This window comes from Devosia sp. 1635, assembly GCF_013185955.1.
Lineage (GTDB): Bacteria > Pseudomonadota > Alphaproteobacteria > Rhizobiales > Devosiaceae > Devosia.
Genome location: NZ_JABAOM010000002.1, coordinates 553442 through 569958, shown reverse-complemented (window position 1 = coordinate 569958; position 16517 = coordinate 553442). Strand labels below are relative to the sequence as shown.

Here is a 16517-nt window from a genome sequence, read left to right as displayed (position 1 = left end):
TTGGCAGATAATCAACGCTCTCTTCCTTCTCACGTTCGGCAAGTTCTCGAAGAGCCTGAACGACTTGCAGTGCTCGAAAGCCTTGAGTTGCTGTATGGCGAACCCGACGCCGATTTCGATCGCCTCACCCGCATTGCTGCCAGAGTGTTTGGAGCCAAGTTCGCGCTCCTGCCGCTTCTTGACGCTGAGCGGCAATGGTTTCGCTCCTGTTTTGGCGTGGATGACCTGCAAGGCAGCGAGGTGGAGGCCTCCTTTTGCGCCTATACGCTAGCCGAGCCAGGATCCGAGCCGCTCATCGTGCTCGACACCGCGGCCGATCCGCGGTTCGAGAATAATCGCTTCGTTGTGGGTTCGCCCAAGGTGCGCTTTTACGCTGGCGCGCCGGTGGTGGTGCGGGGGCAGCGCCTGGGTTCGCTTTGCGTCCTAGACACCCAGCCACGCTCCGAGGTTGACCCCGATCAACTCGCGCAACTGGTCGATCTGGCGGGCGTGGTCTCCAGCCTTTTGTCGCTCAAGGATGAGGCGCGGGTGCGGGCGCGCACGGCTGCAGCATTGATCCGGGAGGAATGGCGCCACGCCTTGACGCTGGAAGCCGGCAAGGTGGGCAGTTGGGTATGGGATGTGCCGAGCGGGGAGATCACCTGCAACGATACATTCCGGCGCATGTATGGATTACCCGATAACGAGGCAATCGATGCGCAGCAGGTGTTGGACGCTCTCCATGCCAATGATCAGGAACGCTTGCGCGAGGAGATCAAGGGTAGCCTAGAAGAAGGCGCTGACTTCAATGTCGAAGCGCGCTCAGCGGATGCGACCCGTTGGCTGGCGATGCGAGGTCGGGTTTACCAGCGCGACGCCGATGGTCGGCCCTTGGTGCTGATGGGTGCGAGCACCGACATCTCGGAAAACAAGCTCAGTGCCGACAATACCAGGCTGCTGCTGCGTGAGCTCAATCACCGGGTCAAGAATACGCTGGCGATGATCCAATCGGTAGCGCGCCAGACCATCCGGCAGAACCCGGATCCGCAAAGTTTCATCGAGGCATTTTCGGGCCGGCTGAAAACCATCTCGGATGCCCATGTGCTGCTCGCCAATCGTGATTGGTCGGGCGTGACCATGTATGAGGTGATCGGCTCGCAGTTCGGTCCACATTTTCTGGAGGAGCCGGACCGGGCCAAGGTCGAGGGTGAGAACATCATGTTGCCGGCCGACCATGCCCTGGGTCTGGGGCTGATCCTGCATGAGCTAACCACCAATACCCATCGCTATGGCGCCTGGGCGAGCGAGAACGGGGTTGTCGACATTGTTTGGGAGATCACCGATACGCCGGTGCGCGGCTTGTCGCTGAACTGGCGTGAGCGGGGCGGCCCGAGAGTCAGCACGCCCACTGAATATGGCCTGGGAGCCCGACTGATCGAACGGAGCCTTGCCAAGGTGCTCGACAGCAAGGTCGATCTCAAGTTCAACCCGGCTGGCGTGGAAGCCAGCATCTGGATGCCGCTGCCCGAGGAAGTCTGAAGCGCGACGCCAGGAGCGTCGCGCTTGGTGCTTATTCGTCGGTGCGCTTGCCGCGCCGGCGGCTGAACAGGAAGGTTGCGGCAGCGGCTGCCGCCGGCAGGGCGATGTTGCGCAGGGCCGAGGACCTCCACAAGGCAGGCAAGGCCGTCACCGTGGCGGTGGTGACAAAGGCGCTGGCCTCGGCAGCCCGCCGCTTTTCTGCCTGTTCGCGCTCTCGGCGGGCGGTGCTAACCTGGATCACGATGAAGGTCGCGAAAGCCAGCACGATCGCTACCCCGGCGCAGATCAAGGCTGCGGGCACGGCGCCCAGCCAATCGGCCAGGGCCAGATAGCCCGCCATCAGCAGGAAGCCGAAAGCGATCAGCCCGAACAGGCCCATTATCGCGTAAGCAATAATGGCCTGCCGGACACGACCGGTTATTGCCTCAAGCTCGATGCCGAGCAGGGCCGCAAGCGGCACGAGCATGTTCATGCTGTTAGTGCCGGCTCAGCAGCGCCAGGATGAAGCCTACACCCAAGGCGCTTGCCACGGCGGTGAAGGGCTTTTCACGGATGGTCTGCTTGAGGCTTTCCTCAAGCGCCCCGGCCTGATCCTGCACTTCGTCCAGAGCGTTCTGGCCGTGGCGCTTGAGGCGGTGCATCTCGGTTTCGGCGATGCCGCGCGCTTCGGTGACCTTTTCTCCGGTCAGCTGGGCCAATGTTGCGGCAATATCGCGAATATCGTTCTGGAGCTGGCTGACCTGCTGCTCGAGCTGTTGCTCCTTGGAGGCCGCGGGGATTGCGTCTTCTGCTGCTGAGGCCGCGCCGACTTTGCGGACGCCCGGGGGAAGATCAGTGCTGGTAGTGTTGGCCATGATGAGGCGGTCCTTCTCTGGAGTTGACGATTGCGGGTTGATCCGGTGTGCGGCCCGCTGAAATGGGAAAGACACCCCGACGCGACAAGGCATCGGGGTGACAGGGCAAGCGCGGGAGGGGGCTTCCCGGCTCGCAAGGCGCGTCCTGCTTGAGCAGAGGCCAATTTCATTGGCTGCGCCATATTGGTTGAGCTGGAGGGTTAGACCCGTCCCATCAGCACCAGGATCAGAACGATCACGAGGATCACGCCGAGGATGCCGGAGGGGAAGTAGCCAAAGCCGCGCGAATAGCCCCAATTGGGCAACGCGCCAATCAGCAACAAGATGAGGATGATGATGAGAATAGTGCCTAACGTCATGGGAACTCTCCTTTAAGTGACGCTAAAGTTCCGATCGCCGCTGGCCGCTAAAGAATGGCGAGGATCAAAGCGGCAGCGACGGTCAAAATAAAGAACGCAGGCGACAAAGCTTTAAGCACGTCGGAATAGTGAGTCTCCCCATCATAGCCCTCGAGTGACCATGCCGGTGCCCTGTGGCGTGCATGCTCGCTCAAGTTGCGGACAGAATTGTTCACGATGCCCTCCATGTGAAAGCCAGGTTTTCCAACAGGATCGACCGGCAATCACGCTTTGTTGTGCGTGATCAAATAACGGCGATGGAACGACTTGGTTCCGGTGATCTCCTCTCCGCCCTAGCCAGAAGGATCTAAGTGCGGTTCAGCTGGCGCCTCAGATGGCTAATGATAACCAGCTAGCGAGCAGCCCTGTTGTCGTTCAGCGTCCCAGAGCGGTGCTCAGTTCAGATTGGCGGGGCGGCGCAAGTCCAGTGTCAGCGGAAATTCGTCGGCTGGTTGTTCCTCGTGCAGTGCAAAGCCGCCAGCAGTGTAGTTGCCGGGCACGAACCGGGCGAGGCGGCGCGCTTCAGCCTCGTTGCCGTTGACGGGGAAAGTGTCGTAGTTGCGCCCGCCGGGATGAGCGACGTGATAAACGCAGCCGCCGACGGGACGTCCGGTCCAGCGATCATAGATGTCGAACACGAGGGGGGCGTTTGGCTCCAGTGTCGGGTGGAGCCCCGAGGCAGGTTGCCAGGCCTTGAAGCGTACCCCCGCAACCGCCGTGCCGGCGGCGTCGGTTTTGCGCAGGGGCAGGGGGCGCCCGTTGCAGCACACGGCGTAGCGGTCAGGATTGGTGCCTTCAAGTTTCACCTGAAGCCGTTCAACCGATGAATCAACAAAACGCACCGTGCCGCCAATTGCACCCTGTTCGCCCATGACGTGCCAGGGTTCCAGCGCTTGGCGCAGTTCAAGGCGCAGGCCCTCGTATTCCACCTCGCCGCAGAAAGGAAAGCGGAACTCCAGTTGAGCGGCGAACCAGGCGGGATCGAGCCGGAAGCCGTGGTGCTCAAGGTCGGCCAGAACATCAAGGAAGTCCTGCCAGATGAAGTGGGGCAGCATAAAGCGGTCATGGAGCGTCGTGCCCCAGCGCACAAACTTGCCCTCCAGCGGATCGGTCCAGAACCGGGCGATCAACGCGCGGATCAGCACCTGCTGCGCGAGGGACATGCGGGCATTGGGGGGCATTTCGAAGCCGCGGAATTCCACAAGGCCCAGCCGGCCGGTCGGGCCATCGGGAGAGAACAGCTTGTCGATGCAGATCTCCGAGCGGTGGGTGTTGCCGGTGACGTCGGTCAAGAGATTGCGGAACAGGCGATCCACCAGCCAAGGCCGCGGCGCCGGCTCGCCCGCTACCGGGTTCGGCACCTGCGCCATGGCAATTTCGAGTTCATAGAGGCTGTCATGGCGCGCCTCGTCGAACCGGGGCGCTTGGCTGGTCGGTCCAATGAAGAGGCCCGAGAACAGGTAGGACATCGCAGGATGGCGCTGCCAATGGAGCACGAGGCTCTTGAGCAGATCCGGACGCCGCAGGAAGGGGCTGTCCTCGGGCGTAGCGCCGCCCACAACAACGTGGTTGCCGCCGCCAGTGCCGGTGTGGCGACCGTCGATCATGAACTTGTCGGCGCCAAGGCGGGAATGGCGGGCTTCCTCGTACACGGCGGTCGTGGTGGCGACGCACTCATCCCAGTTATTGGCGGGATGGATGTTGACCTCGATCACGCCGGGATCGGGGGCAACACGGATGACGTTGAGACGCGGGTCGGTTGGTGGCCCGTAGCCCTCGAGGTGCACGGGTTGGCCGACTTCGCGGGCTGCGGCTTCAGTGGCTGCAACGAGTCCCAGATAGTCCTCGAGCGTTTCCACCGGCGGCAGGAAGACGCAAAGTCGGTTGTCGCGGATTTCAGCGGTAACTGCAGTGCGCACCTCACCCTTGATTTCGCTGATGACCTGCTCGGTGCGATCCTGCTGCTCGCCGGCGGCGGTGAACTCGGCCGCCGTTTGGGCGCGCGGATCGGCGGAAAGGCCGGGATGGGCGGCGTGGGGCAGGATAGCGTGGGCTGGCGGCAGTGGCGCACGGGGGGCGCCGGGGTCCTGCGCCACCACATGGGGATAATCGACTGGCTTGAGATGGGGCAGCGAAGACAAGGGCAGGCGATAGCCGGCGGGGCTGTCCCCTGGAGCCAGGAACAGCTTGCCGCGCCGCGTCTGCCATTTCTCGGTCAGCCAGGGGCTGGAAGCCTGTGCATTCCAGCGCTGCACCGGCAGCACATAGCCCGTGGGATTGGTCAGGCCGCGCTCGAACACGGTGGCAATGCGGGAGCGCGCTTCGGGGTCCGCGAGCTCGGAATTGGCCGGGTCGACATTGGGCGGCAGATTGGCTTCCTTGAGCAGCCATTCGCCCGGGTCCTCGTAAGCCGGCGCAATGGTGTCGCCGGACAGCCCCAGATGTCGGGCGAATGCCGCAAGGAAGGCTTCGGCGTCGCCCAGCTTGGCGGTGGTGGCCACTCCCTCGCGAGCGATTAGGTTCTCATCTTGCCAGACCGGCTGGCCGTCGGTGCGCCAGTAAAGCGAGAAGGTCCAGCGGGGCAGGGTCTCGCCGGGATACCATTTGCCCTGACCATAATGCAGCAGGCCCGTTGGGGCGAAGCGCTGGCGCAGGCGCCGGATCAGGTCATCGGCCAGGGCGCGCTTGGTCGGCCCGACCGCTCCCGTGTTCCATTCCTCGGCCTCGAAGTCGTCAATCGAGACAAAGGTGGGCTCGCCACCCATGGTGAGGCGGACGTCATTTGCCGCCAGAACACCGTCGACTTGATGGCCCAGCGCATTGAGCTCGTCCCAAGCGGCATCCGAGAACGGCTTGGTGACGCGGGGATGCTCGGCGACGCGGTCAACGCGCATGTCAAAAGCAAAGTCGACCTCGGCATAGGAGGCAAGACCTGAGATCGGGGCGGCGTTGCGGTAGTGCGGCGTGGCCGCCAGAGGGACGTGACTTTCACCCGTGAGCAGGCCCGAAGTGGGGTCAAGACCGACCCAGCCCGCACCGGGCAAATAGACCTCGCACCAGGCATGCAGATCGGTGAAGTCGCGGTCCGTACCGGCAGGGCCATCAAGGGACACGAGATCGGGCTTGAGCTGGATCAGGTAGCCCGAAACGAAACGGGCAGCAAAGCCCAAATGGCGCAGGATGTTGACCAGGAGCCAGCTGGAATCGCGGCAGGAGCCGCGGGCATTGCCCAGGGTTTCCTCAGGACTCCAGACGCCGGGCTCCATGCGCACGATGTAAGCGACGTGTTGCTGGAGGCGGGCGTTTAGCCCGGTGACGAAGGTCACCGTATTGGTGGGCGATCGATCGATGCCGGCGAGGAACTGTTCAACCAGCGGGCCGACAGGTTCGGCCTTCATGTAGATGGCGAGGTCGTCGCTGATGTCTTCGGGATACAGGAAGGGCCAGGTTTCGGCGCGCTCTTCCACGAAGAAGTCGAACGGATTGTAGACCGTCATGTCGGCCACAAGATCCACCTCGATCTTGAGCTCGGTTACGGGTTCGGGGAAGACGAAGCGGGCGAGGAAGTTGCCGTAGGGGTCCTGTTGCACATTGACGAAGTGGTTTGCTGGGGTGACTTTGAGTGCGTGGCTGAGCACCTTGGTCTTGGAATGCGGCGCTGGCTGGAGCCGGATGATCTGGGGCTGCAAATAAACGGGGCGGTCATATTTGTAGTGCGTGAGGTGATAGACGGCAGCTTTGATCGACATGCGGTTGCGTCGCTCGCTTGGGTGAAATCCGGGTCGCCTGGCGGCAGCCTAGTCCGCTTTGACCGCAGCCGCCAGCACTGCCGATAACGCGGTTGGGAGACGCAAGCTCCTCTTTACAAACGTGGAGTTTGTGGCAGGGCCATTGTCAGAGCCGCACGCATGTCGCGCTCGGTGTCCTTGAGGTGCAGGCGCATGGCTTCCCCGGCGGCGCGGCCATTGCCTGACTTGATGCATTCAAAGATACGCTCATGGTCGGCAATGGTGTTCCAAACGGTGTGGCCGCGCCGCTGATGGCCGCGCTGGCTGACGGTGAAGCCTTCGCGCAATGCCGGGGCCATGCCCTCGAACAGATAGCCGAGCACGCGATTGCCGCTGGCCAGCGCAACGGCTTCGTGGAAGGCCAGGTCATGGTCGTTGAAGCAGACCTCGTGGGTCTCCGCTGCGGTTTCCGACTCCCCCGCGGCATCGCGCATTCCTTGCAGGGCGTGCTCGATGGCCGCGGTGCCGGCCCGGGACGCGCGCTTGGCCGCCAGGGTTGCTGATTGCACCTCAAGGGACATGCGCACTTCCATGAGGTCAAACAGGCCCTTGGGATCGTAGCGCAACACCGAGGTGAGGAAATCGGTAAAGGCCGCGCCGTCCGGCTCGCGCACAACGGCGCGGCGGCCCTTGGCGATCTCGAGCAGACCCCGGCCTTCGAGCAGCTTGACGGACTCGCGAATGGTCAAGCGGCTCACCTGGTAGCGCAATGCGAGTTCGGCTTCGCTGGGCAGGCTTGTGCCGGGGATCATCTCGGTCAGGATCTGGCGTGCGAGGTGATCGGCCACGACACTGGCGGCGCTGCCCCCCTCAGGGGAGTTCCCATCCGTTGCGATGCTCAACTTTCCTCCTGCCTATCTGATAGGTCGACATAGATTGCATTGCTTCGAATGCTTTTTGGCCTCGGGGCACTGGCGGGCGGGCGGACGGTATCGTCAAGCAAGAGCGGCTGCAACCGGGAGGCTTGTTGAACTTTGGCAGGGTAGGGGGAGCGCGGGGGAAGCAAAGTCGCTTTACAGTCTTATCTGATTAAACTAGCTTCCGCGACGTGGGCTTGGGAGGGCCGCGGCTGCAACAGCGGCTGCCGGGAGAGGAATCAATGCAACGCAAATTGCTGCTGCGCCGGGGCGCCGCCGATGCCTGGTTCGCTCCGGTTCGGCATGCCTTGAGCAGCCCGCATTCGTGGGGCGCCGCCCGCCCCCAAGCACCAATGCTTATTCTTGCATACTGAAGATCATAGGGAGTCGAGACGTGAAGCTTGCCAAATCTCTTGCAACCTTGTTGACGGTCAGCGCCGTGGCGCTGGTCAGTTCGGCAGCGGTTTTTGCCCAGGACAAGGGTGCCATCGGTATCGCCATGCCAACCCAGTCGTCCTTGCGCTGGATCTCGGACGGCAATGAACTCAAGGCCGCGCTCGAGGCCAAGGGCTATACCGTCAATCTGCAATATGCTGAAGACGACATCCCCAACCAGCTCGCCCAGGTCGAGAACATGGTGACCACCGGGGTCGAGGCGCTGGTTGTCGCGTCGATCGACGGCACGACGCTGTCGAGCGTGCTGCAGCAGGCGGCCGACTCGGGGATCCCGGTCGTTGCCTATGACCGGTTGATCCGCGACACTGGCAATGTGGATTACTACACCACTTTCGACAACTTCCAGGTCGGCGTGCTGCAGGCCAATTCGATCCTCAAGGGTCTCGGCTATCCCGAGAACCCTGGCCCATTCAATATCGAGCTGTTTGGCGGCTCGCCCGACGACAACAATGCCTTCTTCTTCTATGACGGCGCGATGAGCGTGTTCCAGCCGCTGATCGACAAGGGTGACCTGGTGGTCAAGTCGGGCCAGCAGGGCATGGAAACCGTTGGGACGTTGCGCTGGGACGGTGCGGTGGCGCAGGCCCGCATGGATAACCTCCTGTCGAGCACCTATTCGGATGGTTCGCGCGTCGACGCCGTCCTGTCCCCCTATGATGGCTTGTCGCGCGGCATCATCTCCTCGCTGCGCGGCGTGGGCTATGGCTCGGCCGATCAGCCGTGGCCCATCATTTCGGGCCAGGATGCGGAAGCCCCCTCGGTCAAGGCGATCATTGCCGGCGAGCAGTATTCCACTGTCTACAAGGACACCCGTGAGCTGGCCCGCGTGACTGCGGACCTGGTGGAAACCGTGCTGACTGGCGGCACGCCCGAAGGTCTCGACACCACGACCTACGAAAATGGCGTCAAGGTCGTGCCCTCGATCCTGCTCACCCCCTATGAAGTCGACAAGTCCAACTACCAGGAACTGGTGGTGGATTCCGGCTACCTCAAGGCTGAAGATCTCCAGTAACTGCCGGGCTTTTCGTTCTCGCCCGGACGAGGAATGACTGCGCTGGCGGAGCAATCCGCCGGCGTTCTTGCAAAAGTTCTTTGCTCCACAGGGATGCGATACATGACATTTTTGAAGACCTTCGCCAGTGTTCTGGCGGTGAGCGCCGTGGCAATGACGGCCTCGAGCGCGGCCTTGGCCCAGGACAAGGGCACGATCGGCATTTCGATGCCCGAGCAGACCACGCTGCGCTGGATTTCCGATGGCGCCGAGCTCAAGGCCGCGCTTGAGGAAAAGGGCTATACGGTCGACCTGCAATATGCCGGCGACGACATTCCCAACCAGCTTGCCCAGATCGAAAACATGCTCACCACGGGTGTTGATGCCCTGGTGATCGCCGCGCTCGACGGCACGACGCTGTCGGCCGTGCTGCAGCAGGCGGGCGAGTCCGAAGTGGAAGTGTTCGCCTATGACCGCCTGATCCGCGACACGGGGAATGTGGATTATTACACCACTTTCGACAACTTCCAGGTGGGCGTGCTGCAGGCCAATTCGATCCTCAAGGGCCTCGGCTATCCCGAGAAGCCCGGCCCGTTCAATATCGAGCTGTTCGGCGGCTCGCCGGACGACAACAATGCCTTCTTCTTCTACGACGGCGCGATGAGCGTGTTCCAGCCGCTGATCGACAAGGGGGACCTCGTCGTCAAGTCCGGGCAGACCGGCATGCAGACGGTTGGTACCCTGCGCTGGGATGGTGCCACCGCCCAGTCTCGCATGGATAACTTGCTGTCCAGCGCTTATTCGGACGGCACCCGCGTCGATGCCGTGCTGGCACCCAATGACGGGCTGGCTCGCGGCATCATCTCGTCGCTGCGCGGCGTTGGTTATGGTTCGTCCGACCTCGCCTGGCCGATCATTTCGGGCCAGGACGCCGAGGCTCCGTCGGTCAAGGCGATTGTTGCGGGCGAGCAGTACTCGACCGTTTACAAGGACACCCGTGAATTGGCCCGCGTCACCGCGGACCTCGTGGAAACGGTTGTTTCGGGCGAAACGCCGGAAGGCCTCGACACCACCACTTACGACAATGGTGTCAAGGTCGTGCCCTCGATCCTGCTGACGCCATATGAAGTCGACAAGACCAACTATCAGGAACTGCTGATCGACTCCGGCTATATCAAGGCCGAAGACGTCCAGTAATCCTGCAAACCAAGGACTGGGCCCCGCATTTGTTTGCGGGGCCTTTCCCGTCACAAAGGCGTTGCTTGCCGGACCCGATAGAACCAAGCTAAGCGCCGCGCTACGGAGCGTTAGAGACAAGACGATGACCAAAACCATTCTGGAAATGCGCGGCATCACCAAGACCTTTCCGGGGGTCAAGGCGCTGCAGGATGTGAACCTGGATGTGCGCGAAGCCGAGATCCACGCGATTGTGGGGGAAAACGGCGCGGGCAAATCCACCCTGATGAAGGTGCTGAGCGGGGTTTATCCTGCCGGCAGCTACGAAGGGGAGATCATTTATCAAGACAAACCGGTTGCCTTCAAAACCATCCGCGACAGCGAACATGTGGGTATCGTCATCATCCATCAGGAGCTGGCGCTGGTGCCGTTGCTCTCGATTGCCGAAAACATCTTTCTGGGCAATGAGCAGGCAAAAGCGGGGGTGATCGACTGGGATGAGACGCGCAATGGCGCGCGCAAGCTGTTGTCCATGGTCGGGCTCAAGGAAGATCCCGATACGTTGGTCACCCATATCGGGGTGGGCAAGCAGCAGCTGGTGGAAATTGCCAAGGCGCTGTCCAAAGAAGTCAAACTGCTGATCCTTGATGAACCCACGGCGAGCCTGTCCGAGAAGGACAGCGCGGCACTGCTTGATCTTCTACTGGAGTTCAAGGCGCAGGGGATTACTTCGATCATCATCTCGCACAAGCTCAACGAGATCGCCCGTGTCGCCGACCGGGTCACGGTGATCCGGGATGGGCGCACCATCGAGACGATGGACCGCGCCGATATGTCGGAAGACCGGATCATCGCGTCCATGGTGGGGCGCTCGCTGGAGGATCGTTATCCCAAGCGCGAACCGAAGATCGGTGAGGTGCTGCTAGAGGTCAAGAATTGGTCGGTCTACCACCCGCTCCATAGCGAGCGGCAGGTGATCAAGGGGGTCAACCTCAATGTGGGCAAGGGCGAAGTGGTGGGCATTGCCGGGCTGATGGGGGCCGGGCGGACCGAATTCGCCATGAGCCTTTTTGGCAAGACCTATGGCCGCAACATTACGGGCGAAGTGTTCATGCATGGCAAGAAGGTGGATACCTCCACCGTCCGCCGGGCAGTGGATGCCGGGATTGCCTATGCCACCGAGGATCGCAAGACCTATGGGCTGAACCTGATCGACCACATCAAGCACAATACGACGCTGGCCAATTTGCCGGGCATCTCGCATGGCGGGGTGATCGACGACATGGCCGAGATGAAGGTCGCCAACGATTATCGCAAGATGACCAATATCCGCTCCTCGAGCGTCTATCAGATCGTGGGCAATCTTTCGGGCGGCAACCAGCAGAAGGTCGTGCTCAGCAAGTGGCTGTTCGCCAACCCTGACCTGCTGATCCTCGACGAGCCCACCCGCGGCATCGATGTTGGCGCCAAGTATGAAATCTATACGATCATCAACAAGCTGGCTGACGAGGGGAAGGGCATTCTGGTCATCTCCTCGGAAATGCCCGAGCTGCTGGGGATCTGTGACCGTATCTATGTGATGAATGAAGGCCGCATCGTTGGCGAGCTCGCCGGGAGCGAGGCAAGCCAGGAACGAATCATGCGCTCTATCGTGCGTGCAGAAGGAAAAATCGCATGACCACCGAAACCGTACCGCAGGTACCGAGCACCACTTCTTCGGCGCGCTCCGTACTCCAGGCCAATCTTCGCGACTACGGGCTGGTCGTCGCGTTGCTGGCCATCATGGTGTTCTTCCAGATCACCACCAATGGCACGATGTTCCGGCCATTGAACCTGACCAATGTGATCCTGCAGAACTCCTATATCGTGATCATGTCGCTGGGCATGCTGCTGGTGATCGTCGCTGGCCATATCGATCTGTCGGTGGGCTCGGTCTCGGGCTTTGTCGGCGGTCTCGCCGCGATCATGATGGTGCGCTGGGGCATTCCGCCACTCGCCACCATGGTGCTGTGCCTGGCGGTTGGTGCTGCCATCGGCGCGGCACAGGGCTATTGGATCGCTTATCTCAAGATCCCGTCCTTTATCGTGACGCTGGCGGGCATGCTGGTGTTCAAGGGCCTGGTGCTGGCGCTGCTGGGCGGCGCTTCGGTCGGGCCGTTCCCGGTGGAGTTCCAGCTGCTGAGCGCCGGCTTTGTCCCCGACATCATCGGCCCCATCACCATCCCACAGGGCGATGGCCCGCCGCTGGTGCTGCACACGACGACGCTGGTGATCGGTATCCTCGTGACGCTGGCCTATGTGTTCACCAGCCTGCGCAGCCGCAAGCGCCGCCAGGAACATGGCTATGAGGCCGAGCCATTTGCCGTGTTCGCGGTCAAGACCGCGGTGTTGGGTGCGCTGATCCTGTTCTTCTCGTATCTCCTGGCCTCCTATCGCGGCCTGCCCAATGTGCTGATCGTGATGTCGATCCTGATCGCGATCTTTGTGTTCGTGACCAAGCGCACGACACTGGGGCGGCGCATCTATGCGCTGGGCGGCAACAGCAAGGCGGCGCAGCTTTCGGGCATCAAGACCGAGCGGCTGACCTTTTATGTGTTTGTGATCATGGGCATGCTGGCGGCTCTTGCCGGGCTGATCTTTGCGGCGCGCCTCAATACCGCGACCCCCAAGGCAGGGCAGGGCTTCGAGCTCGACGTGATCGCGGCCGTGTTCATCGGCGGCGCCTCGGCCCTGGGTGGCGTGGGGCAGGTGGCAGGGGCCGTGATCGGCGCCTTCATCATGGGCGTGATGAACAATGGCATGTCGATCATGGGCGTCAATATCGACTGGCAGCAGGTGATCAAGGGCCTGGTGCTGTTGGGCGCCGTGGTGTTCGACGTTTACAACAAGAACAAAGCCTAAGCGCCTGTTCGCAGATTCAAATCTGGCCGCCGGAGCAATCCGGCGGCCTTTTGTTTACAAGGGCGGGGATGTGCCGAATCTCCGCTCGACCAAAGGTCAGCGGCTGCGACATGGGGCAAGGATCGCCTCGGTGCCGGTCGTCCGGCGAAAGGTATAGGTGAAGCAAGCCTTGCCCCATGCTATCCCGGAGACTCTATGGAAAGGACCGTCCTCGGCTTAAGCCCGTGCCGAAAGACAAACCCGGGGGCTCAAATCGGGTCACAGATCATCCTTTAAACCACAGGACATGGAGCGACCCCCATGCCATCCGGCGTCCCCATGCCGACCGTTCGTCGCGACCGCGCAGTTGCGCATGAAGATGGGGCAACAATAACCGAGCTTTTGGCACCGGGGATAAGTTGGTCGGCCGCCACGGGGCGACCGACGCGTCCGGTGCCGGCTTACTCTGCCGGGACCGGTGCCGCCGGGGCGTTGGCGGCGTCGAGTTCGCGCTCGAGGCGCGCTTCCTGTTCGGCCTTAGGCTTGCTGAAGCGGGCCAGCAGCAGATAGGCCACCGGCGTCAGGTAGAGCGTCGAAATGGCGGCGAAGCTGAGGCCGCCCACCATCACCCAGCCAAGCGCCGTCCGCGCTTCGGCGCCCGCGCCGCTGGCCAGCACCAATGGCAGGCCGCCGATGATGGTGGCGATCATGGTCATCATCACCGGGCGCAGGCGGATATTGGATGCTTCCTCGATCGCCTCAGCCACGGACCGGCCCTCATCACGCAGCTGGTTGGCAAATTCAACAATCAGAATGCCGTTCTTGGCCATGATGCCGACCACGAGGACGAGCCCGATCTGGCTGAAGATGTTGAGACTGCCTCCCGTGGCCAGCAGGGCGTAGAGCGCCGCCGCAACGCCAAAGGGCACCGTGGTCATGACGATAATGGCGCTCCACAAGCTTTCGAACTGCGCCGCCAGCACCAGAAGGATGATGACAAGCGCAAAGCCGAAAGTGAGGAATAGGCCGTTATTGGCTTCACCCAGCGTCTTGGCTTCGGCAAGGGGCAGGATGGCGGTGCCCTCGGGCATGATCGGGCGAGCGATTTCAAGCAGCCGAGTATAGGCGTCGCCGAGCGCCAGGCCGCCATCTTCAAGGCTGGCAGTGACCGTCACTGCGCGCCGCTGCTGCTCGCGCCGCAAGGTCGGCGGCACGGCAGACTCGGTGATGGTGGCGATGGTCGACATGGGCACATAGCGGCCCTGGCCGGTCTTGACGAAGAGGGTTTCGAGGTCGCGCGGGTCGTTCACCGGGTTGCTGGTGGAGAGCATCCGCACGGTGTAGCTGGTGTCCTCAATGAAGACGGTGCCCACATCGGTGCCGTCGATCATGGCTTGCATGGTGGTGGCAAGGCCGTTGATATCGATGCCGAGCGCGTCGGCTCGTTCGCGGTTGACCGACAAGGTGAGCTGGGGCTGAGTCGTATCGAAATTGACGGTAACGCGACCGAAGCGCCCGTCTTCCTCGAGCCGGTCGCTGATGGTTTCGGCCGTGTCGGCCAGCACATCATAGTTGGAGCCGACCACGGCAAATTGCAGGCCCGAGCCGCCGCCGCGGATGCCAAGGCTGTTGCCCTGACCGACCGAAGCGCGCACGCCGGGAACCTGGGCCATCAGGGCATTGATGTCGGCCGCGATTTCGGCCTGGCTACGTTCCCGTTCACCCCAGGGGGCAAGGGAAAGAGTGAGCGAGCCGCCATTGCCCCAGCCGGAGAGCACAAAGATCGAGCGGATTTCGCCATTGTCGACAAAGGGCTGCAGCATGGACTCGATGGTCGTCATCTGGCTGCGCACATAATCGAGGCTGGCTGTGCTGGGGGCCTGCACGCGCAGGGAAATCTGCGAGCGGTCCTCGGGCGGGGTGATCTCCTGACGCAGATTGCCATAGACGTAATAGGACGAGGCGGCAAAGAGCAGGGCGACGAGCACGACCACAAAGGGGTTGGCGAGGGCGAGCTTGAGGGTGCGGTTATAAAGACGGGCAAAGAAGCGCCCGATGCCGCCGATCAGACCCTTGCGGGGTTGATCGGTATGCGGCTCGGCCTTGAGCAGGCGCGAGGCGATCATGGGGCCAAGCGACAGCGCCACTACCGAAGACAACAGCACGGCGATCGCGAGAGTGAAGCCGAATTCGCGGAACAGTCGCCCGGTCTGGCCGGCAAGGAATGACAGCGGGATGAACACCGCAGCAAGGGTCAGTGTGGTGGCGACCACGGCAAAGAACACTTCCTGGGTGCCCAGGACGGCGGCGGCGCGAGGTCCAGCGCCCATCGCCTTGCGGCGGACGATATTTTCCAGCACCACGATGGCGTCGTCGACCACAAGGCCTGTCGCCAGAACGAGCGCGAGCAGCGTGATGATGTTGAGCGAGAACCCGGCGAGGTAAATGCCGGCCACGGCGCCCAAAAGGGCGATAGGCATGGAAAGTGCTGGCACGATGGTGGCGCGCCAATCGAGCAGGAACAGATAGATGATGGCGACGACCACCAGTAGCGAGACGATAAGGGCAATCTGCACCTCGTGCAGTGCCCCCTCGATGAACACCGCGTCGTCGCTGGAAATCTTGACGTTGACGCCTTCGGGCAGGGTCTGGTTGAGCACCTCGACGGCGGCATGAACACCTTCCGAAATCTCGATGGTGTTGGACTGGGCCTGGCGCACGATGCCGAGGCCAATGCCGGGCTTGCCATCGGAGCGGAGCGACGAAGTGCTGGCGGCGGCGTCGAAGACGACAGTCGCGACATCGCCCAGCGTCGTCTTGCCCGAGATGATGATGTTCTCGAAGTCCTCCGGCTGGGTGACTTCGGAGAGGGCGCGCACGGAAATATTCTGGTTGGGGCCGTTTATCGAGCCGGCGGGCGTATCGAAGGCAATGGTGGAAACGGCGTTGCGGATATCGGCGACGGTGAGCCCAAGGCTGGCGAGCTTGACGGGATCGACATCAATCTCGAACGCGGTTTCGCGCGTGCCATAGACCTGCACTTCGGCCACGCCGTTGACGGCGGCGAGGCGCTCGGAAATCACGTCCTCGACCAGCTGGCTCAGCTCGCCTACCGGGACGATATCGGACGTGACCGCAAGCTGGATAACGGCTTGGGCATCGGAGTCTGCCTTGAAGATGGTGGGGTCATCTACCCCGTCGGGCAGGGAGCGCGTGACGCGGCTCAGGGCATCGCGGACATCGGAGGTCGCGACATCGAGATTGGTGCCGTCAGTAAATTCCAGGGTAACGCGGCTGGTATTGGTGGAGGAACTCGAGGAAATGGCGGTGACGCCCTGAACGCGCGCCACGGCGCCTTCTACAACCGCGGTGACCTCGCGATCAACGGTTTCAGCGGCCGCGCCCTCAAAGCGGGTGGAGATGGACAGGACGGGCTGCTCGACGCTGGGCAGTTCGCGCACTTCGGCGCCCAGCAGCGCGGCAAGGCCGGCCACGACGATGAGGGCATTGATCACCATCGCCATGACCGGGCGGCGCACAAAGAGGCCGGCGAGGGTGCCGCCGCGCTGGTTTTTTGCTGCAATCGACATGGGCATAAT

The 16517-nt window shown here is 62.3% G+C and carries 12 protein-coding genes; 5 read left to right on the top strand and 7 right to left on the bottom strand.

From position 1 onward, the window contains the following. Positions 1 to 69: 69 nt before the first annotated feature. Complete coding sequence (locus HRU92_RS09625) at positions 70 to 1518, top strand: HWE histidine kinase domain-containing protein (protein ID WP_172123916.1); 1449 nt, start codon at positions 70 to 72, stop codon at positions 1516 to 1518. 31 nt (positions 1519 to 1549) lie between these two features. Here HRU92_RS09625 and HRU92_RS09620 read toward each other — a convergent pair whose 3' ends face one another. The 6 genes from HRU92_RS09620 to HRU92_RS09595 form a co-directional block, all read right to left on the bottom strand. Further along, a complete protein-coding gene (locus HRU92_RS09620) occupies positions 1550 to 1990 on the bottom strand; it encodes a hypothetical protein (RefSeq protein WP_172123914.1) in 441 nt (146 codons plus the stop codon). Between the two features lie 4 nt (positions 1991 to 1994). After that, positions 1995 to 2372 carry a DUF883 family protein gene (locus tag HRU92_RS09615; protein WP_164854854.1) on the bottom strand — a complete coding sequence of 126 codons (378 nt, stop codon included), beginning with the start codon at positions 2370 to 2372 and terminating at the stop codon, positions 1995 to 1997. Between the two features lie 200 nt (positions 2373 to 2572). Beyond that, positions 2573 to 2731 (bottom strand): DUF3309 family protein, encoded by a 159-nt coding sequence (locus HRU92_RS09610; protein WP_127753789.1) that lies wholly within the window; start codon positions 2729 to 2731, stop codon positions 2573 to 2575. 47 nt (positions 2732 to 2778) lie between these two features. After that, positions 2779 to 2946, bottom strand: coding sequence for a hypothetical protein (locus HRU92_RS09605; RefSeq protein WP_172123912.1), 168 nt, complete (start codon positions 2944 to 2946; stop codon positions 2779 to 2781). Between the two features lie 219 nt (positions 2947 to 3165). Then, positions 3166 to 6519 carry a transglutaminase family protein gene (locus tag HRU92_RS09600; protein WP_172123910.1) on the bottom strand — a complete coding sequence of 1118 codons (3354 nt, stop codon included), beginning with the start codon at positions 6517 to 6519 and terminating at the stop codon, positions 3166 to 3168. A 113-nt stretch (positions 6520 to 6632) separates the two neighbouring features. Further along, complete coding sequence (locus tag HRU92_RS09595; RefSeq protein WP_172123908.1) at positions 6633 to 7400, bottom strand: FadR/GntR family transcriptional regulator; 768 nt, start codon at positions 7398 to 7400, stop codon at positions 6633 to 6635. A 409-nt stretch (positions 7401 to 7809) separates the two neighbouring features. Here HRU92_RS09595 and chvE (HRU92_RS09590) point away from each other — a divergent pair, with 409 nt between their 5' ends. From chvE (HRU92_RS09590) to mmsB, 4 genes are all read left to right on the top strand, one after another. Continuing rightward, entirely contained in the window at positions 7810 to 8883 is a 1074-nt protein-coding gene (gene chvE, locus HRU92_RS09590) for a multiple monosaccharide ABC transporter substrate-binding protein (protein ID WP_172123906.1), read from the top strand. Positions 8884 to 8994: 111 nt separating this feature from the next. Beyond that, positions 8995 to 10059: a multiple monosaccharide ABC transporter substrate-binding protein gene (gene chvE / locus HRU92_RS09585; protein WP_210258677.1), complete on the top strand. Its 1065-nt coding sequence runs from the start codon at positions 8995 to 8997 to the stop codon at positions 10057 to 10059. A gap of 124 nt (positions 10060 to 10183) precedes the next feature. Then, positions 10184 to 11716, top strand: coding sequence for a multiple monosaccharide ABC transporter ATP-binding protein (gene mmsA / locus HRU92_RS09580; protein ID WP_172123902.1), 1533 nt, complete (start codon positions 10184 to 10186; stop codon positions 11714 to 11716). Then, positions 11713 to 12939, top strand: coding sequence for a multiple monosaccharide ABC transporter permease (mmsB, locus tag HRU92_RS09575; RefSeq protein WP_127753783.1), 1227 nt, complete (start codon positions 11713 to 11715; stop codon positions 12937 to 12939). The genes mmsA and mmsB overlap by 4 nt, the downstream gene beginning before the upstream one ends. 440 nt (positions 12940 to 13379) lie before the next feature. Here the strand turns inward: mmsB and HRU92_RS09570 are convergent, their stop codons facing one another. Beyond that, positions 13380 to 16514 carry an efflux RND transporter permease subunit gene (locus HRU92_RS09570; RefSeq protein ID WP_172123900.1) on the bottom strand — a complete coding sequence of 1045 codons (3135 nt, stop codon included), beginning with the start codon at positions 16512 to 16514 and terminating at the stop codon, positions 13380 to 13382. Positions 16515 to 16517: the final 3 nt, after the last annotated feature.